9 protein-coding genes are annotated in these 13,200 nt (G+C 69.8%); 1 reads left to right on the top strand and 8 read right to left on the bottom strand.

Annotation, left to right across the window (positions count from 1 at the left end; genetic code table 11):
• Positions 1 to 37 precede the first annotated feature (37 nt).
• Positions 38 to 517, top strand: a complete 480-nt coding sequence (locus ABZ194_RS11755) for a flavin reductase family protein (RefSeq protein ID WP_355595041.1) — start codon at positions 38 to 40, stop codon at positions 515 to 517.
• Between the two features lie 133 nt (positions 518 to 650).
• On the opposite strand, the gene sppA is transcribed toward ABZ194_RS11755, so the two are convergent.
• From sppA to ABZ194_RS11715, 8 genes are all read right to left on the bottom strand, one after another.
• The gene (gene sppA / locus ABZ194_RS11750; protein WP_355595039.1) at positions 651 to 2,351 is read right to left on the bottom strand and encodes a signal peptide peptidase SppA; all 1,701 of its coding nucleotides are present in this window, start codon (positions 2,349 to 2,351) and stop codon (positions 651 to 653) included.
• 30 nt (positions 2,352 to 2,381) lie between these two features.
• Positions 2,382 to 4,355: a S8 family serine peptidase gene (locus tag ABZ194_RS11745; RefSeq protein WP_355595037.1), complete on the bottom strand. Its 1,974-nt coding sequence runs from the start codon at positions 4,353 to 4,355 to the stop codon at positions 2,382 to 2,384.
• A gap of 253 nt (positions 4,356 to 4,608) precedes the next feature.
• On the bottom strand, positions 4,609 to 6,900 hold the full coding sequence (glgB, locus tag ABZ194_RS11740) for a 1,4-alpha-glucan branching protein GlgB (RefSeq protein ID WP_355595035.1): 2,292 nt from the start codon (positions 6,898 to 6,900) through the stop codon (positions 4,609 to 4,611).
• A gap of 365 nt (positions 6,901 to 7,265) precedes the next feature.
• Positions 7,266 to 8,474 carry an amidase family protein gene (locus ABZ194_RS11735; RefSeq protein ID WP_355595033.1) on the bottom strand — a complete coding sequence of 403 codons (1,209 nt, stop codon included), beginning with the start codon at positions 8,472 to 8,474 and terminating at the stop codon, positions 7,266 to 7,268.
• Between the two features lie 104 nt (positions 8,475 to 8,578).
• Positions 8,579 to 9,925, bottom strand: a complete 1,347-nt coding sequence (locus tag ABZ194_RS11730) for an FMN-binding glutamate synthase family protein (protein WP_355595031.1) — start codon at positions 9,923 to 9,925, stop codon at positions 8,579 to 8,581.
• A gap of 53 nt (positions 9,926 to 9,978) precedes the next feature.
• On the bottom strand, positions 9,979 to 10,440 hold the full coding sequence (locus ABZ194_RS11725; RefSeq protein WP_355595029.1) for a DUF296 domain-containing protein: 462 nt from the start codon (positions 10,438 to 10,440) through the stop codon (positions 9,979 to 9,981).
• A gap of 9 nt (positions 10,441 to 10,449) precedes the next feature.
• Complete coding sequence (locus tag ABZ194_RS11720) at positions 10,450 to 12,738, bottom strand: caspase family protein (protein WP_355595027.1); 2,289 nt, start codon at positions 12,736 to 12,738, stop codon at positions 10,450 to 10,452.
• Complete coding sequence (locus tag ABZ194_RS11715) at positions 12,735 to 13,115, bottom strand: hypothetical protein (protein WP_355595025.1); 381 nt, start codon at positions 13,113 to 13,115, stop codon at positions 12,735 to 12,737. Before ABZ194_RS11715 ends, ABZ194_RS11720 begins: the two co-directional genes overlap by 4 nt.
• Positions 13,116 to 13,200 lie beyond the last annotated feature (85 nt).

Below are 13,200 nucleotides of genomic sequence, written 5' to 3'. Positions count from 1 at the left end.
TGTTCGAGGCCGGGCGCCCCTCCGGGATGATGGCGGGATGAACGAGTTCGTCGAGGCCATGGCGCAGGTGCCGACCGGCGTGACGGTCGTCACGGTGAAGGACGAGCGCGACGATGTGGGGGCCACGGTCGGCACCTTCACCTCGGTCTCGCTGGACCCGCGGCTCGTCATGGTGAGCATGGAGAACACCGGCTACCTCAACGAGCTGCTGCTCCGCCGTGACCGCTGGGCGGCCAGCGTGCTCTCCGCCGGGCAGAAGGCGATCGCCAGCCGCTTCGCCACGGCGGGCCGGCCGGGTGCCCGCCTCCTGCTCGCCGGGACGCCACACCATCGGGGGAAGCTGAGCGAGGCGCTCGTCGTGGACGGTGGTGTCACCGCGCTGGAGGCCGAGACCGTCCGGGTCCTCCCCGCCGGGGACCACACTCTCTTCGTCGCCCGCGTGCTGGCGGTGGACTACGTCACCCCGGGACTCGCCCCGCTCGTACGGCTCCGCGGCCGCTACCGCCCCGTCGGCTGACCGCCGGGGCGTCGGACGCCCCGGCGGCCCCCGCGGTCAGGGGGCGCTCGACGCGGCGATCCCCGGCACGGGGTGGCGCCCGCCGGGGACGCCGGGGACGCCGGGGACGCGGCCGTACGGGGTGCCGGTGGGGTCAGCGGACGGTCCAGCGGCCGGGGAGCATGAGGGGGCCGTAGGACGGCAGGCCCAGCTCGGTGGCGACGTGGGCCAGGGGCCCCCAGGCCTCCAGGCGGACCTGGGCCAGTGCGGCGGTCCTGTCCTCGCTGGAGTCCGCCGGGCGCAGGCGCTCCAGCGGGTTCAGCCTGGGATAGCCGCGCACCGGGGCGTCGGAGGGGAGCCCGGCCTTCTCGCGGGCCAGGGCCAGGGCGTCCTCCAGACCGCCGAGCTCGTCGACGAGCCCGCCCGCCTGGGCGTCGGCACCGGTCCAGACCCGGCCCTTGGCCAGCTCGTGGGCGCGCTCGCGCGACAGGCCCCGGCCCTCGGCCACCTTGTTCACGAAGTCGTCGTAGACCCGGTCGAGCCAGGCGTTGACCCGCGCCCACTGGGCCTCGGAGAAGGCGTTCGTGGGGGAGAACATCCCCGCGTTGGCGCCCTCGCCGACCATCTCGGAGGAGACGCCGATCTTCTTCAGAAGCCCGCCGATGACCGCCTTGCCGCCGAACACGCCGATGGAGCCGGTGAGCGTGCCGGGCTGGGCCACGATCGCGTCGGCGGCCATCGAGACCATGTAGCCGCCGGAGGCGGCCACGTCGCCCATGGAGACCACGATCGGCTTGCCCGCCCTGCGGGTGAGCACGACCTCGCGCCAGATGGCGTCGGAGGCCACGTAGGAGCCGCCGGGGCTCTCCACCCGGAAGACGACGGCCTTGACGTGCTCGTCGCGCCGGGCCGCGCGCAGGGCCGCGCAGACGGTGTCCGAGCCCATCGCGCCGCCTCCGCCCAGCGGACTCCGGCCGCTGCGGCCGAGCCGGATCGGGCCGGTGCCGTGGACCAGCGCGACCGTCCGCTCACCGGGGTGCGGGAGCTTGCGGGCGATCGGCCCCCTGGCGTAGCGGCCGACGTAGAGGAGCAGCGAGTCGGCGCCGGCGACCTGCTTGACCTCGTCGTAGACCTCGTCGCGGTAGGCCATCCGGTCCACCAGGCCGGCCTCGACCGCCTCGGCGCCGATGAACGGGCCCCGGTCGATGAGCTCGCGGACATCGGCGGGGTCCAGCCCGCGCCCTTCGGCGACGCCCGCGACGACCTGCTCGGTGACCGACTCGGTGATCCGGCCCATCGACTCGCGGTGGGCCTCGGTCATGTGGTCCTGGGTGAAGGTGTTGGCGGCGGTCTTGTACTCGTGCCGCTGGCCGATCTGGTACTCGACGCCGAGCTTGCCGAGCGCGCCCCGCAGGAAGCGCTGCTCCAGCGAGACGCCGGTCAGCCCGACGTCACCCGACGGCTGCAGGTAGACCCGCTCGAAGGCGGTGGCCAGGTAGTAGGGCACGGTGCCCGCGCCGAACTCGCCGAACGTCTCGGCGAACGCGACCGTCAGCTTGCCGTCGGCCCGCAACCGCGTCACGGCCTGGCGCAGCTCCTGCACCATCCCCAGCCCCAGCGGCTGGGTGCCGATCTTGACGATCAGCGCCTTGACCCGGGGGTCCCTCCCCGCGCGCCTCAGCCCGGAGAGCACGTCGGCCAGGCGTGCCTTGCGCATGGACAGGATCGCGCTCAGCGGATCCGCCTGTGGTCCTTCGGTCAGCCCCTCGGTGAGGTCGAGTTCAAGGACCAGTGGAGCGGTGCGCCGCTGCCGGAACCGGTCGACTGTGTCGATGATCACCTTGGTCGCGTCCATGGTCTCACCCTAAGCGACGCATCACGGGCTTTATGCGGTACGGCGTGCGTTGACCTGCTTTCTCAGCAATGAGATCGACGTCTCGGGGAACACGTTCCGCAGGCGCCTGTCCTCCGCGGAGGTGAGGACGTCCTTGACCGTGGCGGCCCCGCCGACCCCGGCGGTCAGGTTGACCCCGCCGTGTGCCCAGTTCAGCCACGCGGCCAGTAGCTCGCTCTCCAGCCGGGCCTTTCCGGTCTTCCCGGCGGGGCTGAGCACCCGGCGGGCGGCGGCGGGCGTGGAGACGGAGGTGAGCTCGGAGAAGACCCTGCTGGCCTTGCCCACCAGGCCGAGGTAGCACCTGATCGTCGCCTCCGGCAGTCTTCCTCTCTCCCGGGCACCGGAGGTTCCCCGGGGTTTCGGGGCTGGGCGGCCGGTCTCCGCCGCCCAGCGCGCGGCGCTCAGTGTCTTTCTCGCCTTCCCCCGGGCGCACACCGCCGCCCGCGGTGCGGCGGGAGCGGGGGTGGCGGTCACGGTGACCGTGACGGTCACCGTCGGCAGCGGGACCGGGGTGGGAGCCGGCGAAGGGCTGGAGGGCGGAGGGCCGGAGCTCGGATCGGGGCTCGGATCGTCGGGGGAGCCGTCCCCGGGACCGTCCGGGTCGGGGTCCTCAGGATTTCGCGGGGCCTCGGGGTCCGGCGACTGGGTGACGGGTGACGAGGGGGGCTGTCCGGTCAGCGCGCCGTACAGGTCGAGGCGGGGCGTGGTCACCCCGTCGTGGACGATCGGGCGCCCCGCCGCCGTGAGCCTGCCGACCAGGAGGTCGGGGTCCCCGGCCGTCGCCGGCCCCTGGGCCAGCACCGCCAGCGCGCCCGTGACGTGCGGGGTGGACATCGAGGTCCCGCTGTGGACCCGGGTGCCGCCGCCGGGCACCGAGGAGTCGATCTCGACGCCGGGGGCGAAGAGGTCGAGTACGGAGCCGCGGTTGGACCAGCCGGGGACGCGGTCGTCGTCACCCGTCGCGCCCACGGTCACCGCGGCGGAGAGGCACCCGGGGACTCCGGCGCCGGCCATGCCCTCGTTCCCGGCGGCGGCGACGGTCACCACGCCCCTGGCGCGCAGTGTGTCGATTCTCTCCTTCATCGCCTGGACCTCGGGGTCGCCGTCGCAGGCCCCGTCGTGGAGGCCGCCGCCGAGGCTGAGGTTCACCGCGACGAGGCCCGGCGTGGCGTCCTTCAGCTCCGCCAGGTGGTCGAGCGCGAGCAGCAGAGAGGACTCGTAGGCGCTCAGGCAGCTCGCACCGCTTTCCGCGCAGTCGTCCCGGCGGCTGAAGACCTGGACGGCCACGATGTCCGCGCCGGGCGCGACGGCGTGGGCGATGCCCGCCACGTGGGTGCCGTGCTCGCACAGGTTCTCCGCGCCCCGATGGCAGGCGGCGGTCTCGGCGTCGGCGGATGTGTCCTCCCCCTTCCCGTTGGGGCAGAGGGATTTCACGCCCTCGGTCGCCACGGAGAAGCATCTCTCCGCCACGATCCTGCCCTCCAGCGCGGGATGGTCCCGGTCGATCCCGGTGTCGACGATCGCGATGGTGGTGCCCGTGCCGTCGGCTCCCCCCGCACGGGCCCGGTCCGCCCCGATCAGCCTCAGGCCCGAGGCCAGCGAGGCCGGGGAGTAGGTGCGGTCGCGGCGGACCGACACCACCCGGGGGTCCTCGGCCAGCGCGGCCAGCGACTCACCCGCGCCCTCGACCACGATGAAGGAGGCGTCCGGCGGCTGGAGCACCACCTCGGCGCCGGGCAGCGCCCGCGCCTCTCGGGCCACCCGGGCGGCCTCGGCGGGGGCGGTCACCTCGACGATCATCCGGGCCCCGTCCTCGTCGGCGACGGCCGCGGACCTCAAGGCGGCGGCCGGGACTCCGGCGAGGACGGGTATGGCGGGGGCGGGCATGGCGTGAGCGGTGCCGAGCACCAGTGCCAGGGCTGCCGCCGGGGCCGCCACGAGGGCTGCGAGGGCTCGAAGTCGCACACGTCCTCCGGAAAGATCGAACAGGCGATGTGGAGTCTAAACAGCTGTTTACCGCCGGTGAATACCTGTTCCGGATTTTGTGGATCTTCTCCGACATGGCTCGACCCTCCGCGGCGTGACGCACACGGAGGGTCGAGTGCCCGGAATTTTACTTGAGCCCCCTGGGGATTGCGTTACCCAGCCCCCTCGTTGAGGGTGTCGCCGCCGGCCTGCCGGGAGAACGCGCCACTCAGGTCCCGGTTCCCCGTGTGGATCATCGTGCCCGCGACGGTGGCGGGGGTGTGGTGGTTCCGCCTCCGGCCGTCGTGGAACTCGACGTTCTCTCCGCCCTCTCCGCCCTCTCCGGCCTTTCCGCCGCGACCTCGGCTTCGGCCTCGGCCCGGGCGGGGACCGCGGGCGCGCTCCGCCGGAGCCAGAGGGCGCCCAGCGGCGGCACGCGCAGACGGGCGGAGTACGGCAGGCCGTGCCGGGGCTCCTCGGCCGCCTCCACGGCGCCGAGGTTGCCCACCCCGCTGCCCGCGTAGTCGTAGGCGTCGGTGTTGAGCACCTCCTCCCAGGAGCCGCCGGAGGGCAAACCGAGGATGTAGTCCTCGTGGGGCGCGCCGGAGAAGTTGGCCACGCAGGCCACGGCCGAGCCGTCCGGGGCGTACCGGAGGAAGGAGAACACGTTGCCCGTCGCGTCGTCGGCGTCGATCCACCGGAAACCGTCGGGGGAGGCGTCGAGCGTCCACAGGGCGGGCGTCTCCCGGTAGATCCGGTTGAGGTCCCGGACCAGTCTCTGAACACCCTTGTGCCCGTCGAAGTCGAGCACCCACCAGTCGAGCCCCCGGGCCTCCGACCACTCGGCCCCCTGGCCGAACTCGCCGCCCATGAAGAGCAGCTGCTTGCCGGGGTGGGCCCACATGAAGGCGAACAGCGCGCGCAGGTTCGCGAACCGCTGCCACTCGTCGCCGGGCATCTTGCCGAGCAGCGACCCCTTGCCGTGCACCACCTCGTCGTGGGACAGCGGCAGCACGAAGTTCTCCGAGTAGGCGTACATCAGCGAGAAGGTCATCTGGTGGTGGTGGTACCGCCGGAAGATCGGCTCGTGCTGGAGGTAGGCCAGGGTGTCGTGCATCCAGCCCATGTTCCACTTGAACCCGAACCCCAGCCCGCCCAGGTGCACCGGCCGCGACACCCCCGGCCAGGCGGTCGACTCCTCGGCCACGGTGATGATCCCCGGCTGGTCCCGGTAGCAGACCGCGTTCATCTCCTTGAGGAACTCCACCGCGTCGAGGTCCTCCCGCCCGCCGTACTCGTTGGGCGTCCACTCGCCTTCGCGCCGTGAGTAGTCGAGGTAGAGCATCGAGGCGACCGCGTCCACGCGCAGCCCGTCCACATGGAACTCGCGCAGCCAGAACAGCGCGTTGGCGACCAGGAAGTTGCGCACCTCCCTGCGGCCGAAGTCGAAGATGTAGGTTCCCCAGTCGGGGTGCTCGCCCCTGGCCGGGTCGGCGTGCTCGTACAGCGGCGTCCCGTCGAACCTGGCCAGCGCCCAGTCGTCCATCGGGAAGTGCGCGGGCACCCAGTCGACCAGCACCCCGACGCCGGCCTCGTGCAGGCGGTCCACCAGGTGGCGGAAGTCGTCGGGGGTGCCGAAGCGGGCCGTCGGCGCGTAGTAGGACGTCACCTGGTAACCCCAGGAACCGCCGAACGGGTGCTCGGCCACCGGCAGGAACTCCACGTGGGTGAACCCCATGCCGACCACGTAGTCGACCAGCTCCGTGGCCAGCTCACGGTAGGACAGCCCGGGACGCCACGAGCCGAGGTGCACCTCGTAGACGCTCATCGGCTCGTCCAGCGCGACCCGGCTCGCGCGCCGCCGCATCCACTCGTCGTCCCGCCACCGGTAGGCCGACCGGTCGATCACCGAGGCGGTCGCGGGCGGCACCTCGGTGCGCCGGGCCATCGGGTCGGCCTTGGCCCGCCAGACCCCGTCCGCGCCCAGCACGCCGAACTTGTAGTGATCGCCCTCACCCAGCCCGGGGACGAAGAGCTCCCAGATCCCGGACCTGCCCAGCGAGCGCATGGGGTAGGCGGTGCCGTCCCAGTGGTTGAAGTCGCCGATCACCCGGACGCCCCGCGCGTTCGGCGCCCATACGGCGAAGGCCGTCCCCTCGACGTCCTCGTGCCGCATGACCCGCGCGCCGAGCACCTCCCAGAGCCGTTCGTGACGCCCCTCGCCGATCAGGTGCAGGTCCACCTCGCCCAGGGTGGGCCAGTGGCGGTAGGGGTCGGCCATCTCGTACGGCTCGGCCCCCGGGTAGAGGACTCTGAGCCGGTAGTCGGGAATCTTGTCCAGTCCGGGGAGTGTCACGGTGAACACGCCGTGGGCCAGGTGCTCCATGTCGTGGGTGCGGCCGTCCTCGACGACCTGCACCTTTTCGGCCAGTGGCCGCAGCGCTCTGACGGTCACGCCGCCGGGACCCGGATGCGCGCCCAGGATCGAGTGCGGATCGTGGTGCGCTCCGCCCGCGAGCCGCTCCAGGTCCAAGTCCGCGTTCATGGATCACTCCCGTAGATCGGTATCCCCTGCCCCTGCCCCATGCGGGCCCCTCAACTCCTGCCCCTGTCCGCTATCACCATGCGTGTCATGAAAATGGGCAGATATGTGGGTTGGGGATTTCCGATGGCCATCTTCCGGTGTCAGGGAAATACTGTCCGCCAATCCAGTTGATCACACGGAGGATGGCGATGTATCCGTACGCGTATCCATACGTCCGACCATCGCTCCCGCCGGGGACGCGAGAGCTGTGATCGGCTTCCTCCCCCCGCCCCGGCCACTGCGGCCCGTCCGGGGCTTCGCCGTCGCGGTGCTGGTGGCGCTCGCGGAGGACGGCCCGGTACGGCGCGCCGCACGGACGGCCGTGTTCAGACCTCAAGCACCTTGCCGCCGGGGCAGACCGACATCGCCGCCCTGACGAGTCCACCGTCTCGGCGGTGACCGCCGACCAGGCCGATGCCGAGACGCCTGCCGCCGGCGACGTGCAGGACCGGGATCACGACCTCCGGAACTCCCGCGAGGCTGCTCGGGGCGCTGTATCGGAAGGCGCCGACTCGAAACGCGGACAGTTCCCCGGCGGTGGCGTCGCGGCGTGGCGGCAGATCGGGCATCACCGGCAGGACCGTGATCGAGTCATCCGAGGTGAACTCCGAGAACTCCGCCCGATACCTCTCGCGAGCCCGCACGTCCGCCGACCTCTCGGCCTCCGGGCCGGAGCTCAGCGCCTCCGCGCGGTCAAGCCGCATCCGCACGTCGTCCACGAGAAACTCCTTGTTCGCGGCTATCCAGCCGCCGTGCACGGCCCATATCTCCCTGCCCTGGACGCGCGCGAACAGGTCGGCCACCTCTCCGTTGACGAACGAGCCCAGGTCCCGCTCCACCACTCTGCCGTCAACGGCCTCCGCGACCGCCGCGGCCGTTCCGCGTACGGCTGCGGCCACCTCGGGGCCGGTCTCCGCCAGTATGTCCGCCGGAACACGGACCTCGCGGACGTTCATCTCGTCCTGTAGGGGACCGGCGAGCACCTCCAGCACCGTCCGCAGCAGTGCGGGGTCGCGGGTCAGCACTCCGACGACGTCGAACGAGGGGGCGAGGGGCAGAACTCCGGTCGAGTCGACCAGACCGTGCGTGGGGCGAATTCCGAAGATTCCGCAGGAGGCCGCCGGAACCCTGATCGACCCGGCGGTGTCGGTGCCGATTCCCACGTCGGCGAGTCCGCCGGCCACGGCCGCGGCCGAACCGGAGGAGGAGCCTCCGGTGAACCGATCCGGATGGAGAGGGTTTTCCGGAGCCTCTCCCTCTCCCACGTTGCCGATCAGTGAGTACGCGAGCTGGTCCATTTTCGCGAGGCCGCGGATCGAGGCGCCGGCGTCCAGGAGCCGTGAGACGACCGGTGCGGTCTCCGTCTCCGCCCGGTGGGTCTCGCGCCAGCGGGGATGGCCGAACGACGGAACATGACCGGCGATGGAGAACAGGTCCTTCAGCGCCACGGTGCTCTCGCTGAGCACGCCGGTCTTCGCCGGCGTCATCGAGAACGAGTCCGTGACCCAGCACCGCGTGTCGTCGGGAAGACTCATGATTGGCAACCTCATTACATCGCCGTTGTCGGGACGGTTGTGGGGGAAGTTTTCCGGACATCGGATGGGGAATATGAATTCTTCATCACATGTATCGCTCCGGGTCACCGGTCGTTCAGGGATATCAGGCAGTCCCCGCCCAGTTCCCGGCCGGACCTCCTTCCGCTCGCGCGGAGTAACTGAATGTATCCGTCGATCACCGTGCGATAGTAGCGCGCCAATTGTCTGCCCTGGACGTCGGGTGAGACGGCCGCCTGGCGCCACCGCGACTGGGTGGCGATTCCGGAGGGGCAGTCGCCGACATGACAGCGACGGGCCTGGACGCACCCCATGGCAATCATTGGCGCGCGGGTAAAGAAACAGCCGTCGGCTCCACGGCAGATCAGCCGGAAAAGGTCAAAACCTGTTTTGACGCGACCGGCGGCGAATATCCGGGTTCTGTCTCGCGCGCCCATCGCCCTGAGACGTCTGTCCAATAGCTGAAGCCCGAAGTCCACCGGAAGCCCGGCGTGGGTCTGGAGTTCGAAGGAGGCGGCCCCTGTTCCGCCCTCGCCGCCGTCCACCGTGATAAAGGCCGGAACGACGCCGGTCTCCTCCATCGCCCGGGTCAACTCGTCCACGGAACGGGCCGATCCGATGCAGAGTTTGATTCCCACGGGTTTTCCCAGGGCCAGCTCCTCCATCCAGGCCACGTGCCTGAGCATGGACTCGACGGAGTCGAACGCCGAATGCGCCGGAGGCGAGACGATGTCGACGCCCGGGGTCACCCCCAGTATCCGGGCGACGCGCGGGGTGTTCTTGGCCGCGGGCAGAAACCCGCCCGCGCCGGGCTTGGCGCCCTGGGAGATCTTCAGCTCTATGAGGTCGACGCTCTCCAGCGCGGCCGTCGACTGGAACGCCTCCCCGCAGAACTCTCCATCCGCGTTCCGGCATCCCCAGTACCCGGTGCCGACCTGCCAGATCAGACGCGCCGGAGCCGCCCTGTGTATGGTCGTGAGCCCGTCTTCCCCGGTGTTCAGATGACAGCCGACCTCACCGGCGGCGACGGTGATGGCCCGGATCGTGTTCGCGCTCACCGGACCGAAGCCCAGGGCGCCGAAGTTGAGCACGGAGATCTCCCGCGTGCCGGCACCGCTGGAGTTCAAGACCGCGATCTTCTCCATCGGGTTCGGCGCGACGGGGAGAATCGCCACGTCGGCGGCGAGAAAGGTGGCCGGGTCCGGCCGGCGTGCCGTACCGAACGAACCGACCGAGGACCCGTTCAGCGCCCGCCTCCTGATGTCCTTCAGGTCCTCGTCGGAGAAGGGGAATCCCGCGGAGGGGTCGGTGTGGGACATCTCCCGCAGTCTCCGCAGCAGATCCGGGAAGCGCCCCACCACCGGATAGACGCGCAGCACGGGCCGGGAGCGCTGAACTCTGTCGTGAACCGCGAGAGCAGCCGTCCCAAGCACGACCAGAAGCGTTGGAGCGATCCAAACCCACGCGCCGCCCATCACGGTCGGGCTCAGTCGCGGAAGGAGAGCAGGGGAACGCCGAACAGACCGGGATGTGGAATCCTCAGCATGTTCGGCGACAGCACCTCCACAACGATCATTTCCACCAGGAACTGCACCGTCGCGGAGAGCAGGTGACTGGTGTGTCCCAGAGCGGAAAGCTCTTTCATGCCCACGGTCACGTGAATGTGCGGCAGGATGCGCCGGTTCTCCGGGTCATACGCGATGGTGCCTCCGCCAAGCGCCTCGACGTTCTCCAGATGCACCTTCGACCAGACCGGCGCCTGGGGGTTCTCCAGCTTCTCGCAGGTTCCGACCAGATCCGCCTGGGCGAAGCCCGCGATGAACATGGGAATGTATCCCTGGCGGACGTCGTTCTCGCCGCAGAATCCGCTCAGGGTGGCGTAGAAGTCGTCACCGTGCTCGAATGCGACGCCGAATGTCCGGCCGATCCGGAACTCTGCACTCTTCATTTTCGCCTTCTATTCCGGTAGTTCGCCGACATAACTGCACACCGCGTCGAGTGCGCCCGTTCCCAGCAGCCGGCTTCGGGGCTGGACCAGCCCTCTCCACCCGGCCCTTCCCAGCTCGCCGCATCGGCGCCGGAGCCATGGCCAATCCAGATCGAGATATTCGGCGAGGGATCTCAGCCGCTGCGGAGCGGTCTCACCGGCCGCCACCGAATACGCGGTGGCATACGTGACCGCATCGCCGAAACCGGCGACGTCGGACCTGCGGCCGACCGTGTCGACGTGCCAGATCCCCCGGCCCCGGACCCAGTTGGCGATCATGCCCTGCCGGCGAGGCGCGAGCACGAACCCCTCGATCTCGGTGTACGCCGGGTCGACGCAGACGCGGACCTGTATTTTCAGCATCTCCATCAGGGCGATGGCGAGGAAGATCAGAGTACGGTGTGCCGCGGAGGCGTCGCCGACCTCCGACTCGGGTATGCAGAACGCCCTCATGGAGGGGGTCGGAGAACCGGCGAACCGGCGGCCGGTCTTACGCAGGTATTCGTACTTGTGCTGGATGAGAAGCCACATGCAGGCCTCTTCACCGGACTTCTCCCGCGTCCAGTACGACGGCACGTCGTTCCAGGTCTTCAGCTGGTTCATTATGTACTGGGCGCAGAAGTCGGAGCCCAGCCACATCTGTGACACCTTCGTCAGGTCGCCCACCACCTCACGGCTGACCGCCGAGCTCGGCAGGCTGCCGTAGGACCGTAGCCGCCTGCGGTTCTCCGCCAGGGGGATCTCGTCCTCCTGGAGGGCGTCGTCGAGGTTCGCGGCGGCCCAGAGCACCCCGTAGGTGAGATCGTCCAGCTCATAGGCGGACGGGATCTTGACACTTCTGAGGTCGTTCAGGCCGCTGTTGAGCTGACGGCGGGCCTCGTGCTTTCCCAGGGCGAAGAACCTGGGCGTCTCCCCGCTCGTCTCGGCCGCCACCAGCAGACCGCGGTAGGAGGCGCCGACGAATCTCGTCACCCGCCTCGGATTTCCATCCCCGACGGTGCTCAGCCCGTCGTCCGCGCCGAGGTGACCGTGCATCTGCGCGGCGAGCACGGCCCCACCGAAGGCGTTGCCGCCGGGGAGGGTCAGCATCCAGTCGGACTCCTGCGGCGACAGCGACCGGGAGATGGTCACGTCGGGCCAGTGCGCCCGGATGAAATGAGCGAACCGGTAAGGGTCGTCGCCGAACGGCGAGAAGTCGATCGCCCATCGGCCCGCCTGTTTCTCCGGGGAGACCGGCTGCGGCTGGATCAGCAGCGCCGAGCCCGCCATCAGGAATTGGCGCCGCCCTATGGAGAGCTCCATCAGGCCGTCGGGGGTCAGGCGGACCGAGAGGGCGTCCTCCGCGCTCCGCTCCGACGGGTCCGCGCGTCCGCCTGAATCTGAATCTGAATCGGTTCCGGAACTGGTGCCGGAATCGGTGCCCGTGCCCGCGTCCGGCGGCGGGACCGGGGAAGGGGAAGGGGAGGAGAAGGGGGGCGCGACGAGCGGAGACCGGCGCTCCGGTGAACTGAAAGCGACATGGAAAGGCCCCTCAAGCTCACTGCTGAGCACGGGGGTCTGATGTGCCGTCTTCCGCCGGACCCCACGGTAGACATACTCGTAGAGTTCGCCCACATCGATCAGGCCGTCCGCGTTGAGATCCGCCTCGCCCGTGTGAAGACCGTCGATCAGAACGCCGGAGAAAACAGAGGGGAGCGGGTCTGTGACGTCACCCTCCGGACCCTCCGGCGGAGGGCTCTCAAACGAGTACTGCAGGGCGGTGGAGGAGGTGAGAATCGCCCTTCCGCGCCCGGAGAGCCGCTCTATCGCATCGACCTGCTCGGCGGCGCGGCGCCGCCCTGAAACGGAGAAGGCCCCCGAGAAGCAACAGTCAAGTATGACGAGAATTCGCCGAGAACGACTTTTCGCCATTTGCTCGTGAATGAACGCCGAGGAGACGGCCGAAGAGCCCAGGCGTTCACGGCGGGTGTTCTTCGAGGCGAAGTAGAGCCGGCCGTGGTCGTCCTTGAGGCCGTGCCCCGAGATGTAGAGGAGCAGCAGATCGTCAAAACGGGCCTCGGTGAAGAACTCCTCCACCACGGCGTTGGCGTGATACGAGGGCTCGTTCTTGAGGAGGCGCACGCCGTAGCCTCCGACCCGCGGGTCGCTCAGCACGGCGGACAGCCGCTCGGAATCGGTGTTCACCGAGGGGAGCCGCGACAGCGTGGGCTCGGCGTACTCGTCGGTGGCCACCAGGAGGGCGAGGCGCCGGGGGCTCATGTGTCGCGCGGCCCCTTCTTCCTCAGCCACGCCTCGACGATGAAAACCTGCTCCTCGGCCGTGGCCGAGGACAGCTCGATCGTCTCCCCCCGATACGTCAATCTGACGGTTCTTTCCCGCCCTCGGCCGAGCCAGTCGCGGAGAATCCCGATGAGCTCGGCGATGACCGGCGATCCGGCGGCGGTGACGGCGATGGTCGCGAGGGCGAATCCCACGCCGGACTTCGCGCCCGGGGGAGGCGTTAATGAAACGCGTTCCACTTCGAGGTCCCGGTCTCGAAGCTCTTTGAGGAGATCACCCGTCATCCCGTCCATCCAGGCATCGTCCGCACCGTCTTCGGTGATCTCCAGATGGATGACGGAGAAATCGGCTGCCACGGGTCCTCCTGCCGGACGGCGTGAACGACAATTCAATTATCAAGGACGCCTGGAAGTCGGCAACCTCGTAAGCCGAATCGTATCC

The sequence above is a fragment of the Streptosporangium sp. NPDC006007 genome, assembly GCF_040614315.1.
Taxonomy (GTDB): Bacteria; Actinomycetota; Actinomycetes; order Streptosporangiales; family Streptosporangiaceae; genus Streptosporangium.
Note: the sequence above shows the minus strand (reverse complement) of the source record. Positions and strands in the feature narration are given on the sequence as shown.

Excerpts from the sequence above, each read along its gene's own strand:
- ABZ194_RS11755 (WP_355595041.1), top strand. The coding sequence starts at position 38 with ATGAACGAGTTCGTCGAGGCCATGGCGCAGGTGCCGACCGGCGTGACG.
- sppA (WP_355595039.1), bottom strand. The coding sequence starts at position 2,351 with ATGGACGCGACCAAGGTGATCATCGACACAGTCGACCGGTTCCGGCAG.
- glgB (WP_355595035.1), bottom strand. The coding sequence starts at position 6,900 with ATGAACGCGGACTTGGACCTGGAGCGGCTCGCGGGCGGAGCGCACCAC.
- ABZ194_RS11735 (WP_355595033.1), bottom strand. The coding sequence starts at position 8,474 with ATGAGTCTTCCCGACGACACGCGGTGCTGGGTCACGGACTCGTTCTCG.
- ABZ194_RS11725 (WP_355595029.1), bottom strand. The coding sequence starts at position 10,440 with ATGAAGAGTGCAGAGTTCCGGATCGGCCGGACATTCGGCGTCGCATTC.
- ABZ194_RS11720 (WP_355595027.1), bottom strand. The coding sequence starts at position 12,738 with ATGAGCCCCCGGCGCCTCGCCCTCCTGGTGGCCACCGACGAGTACGCC.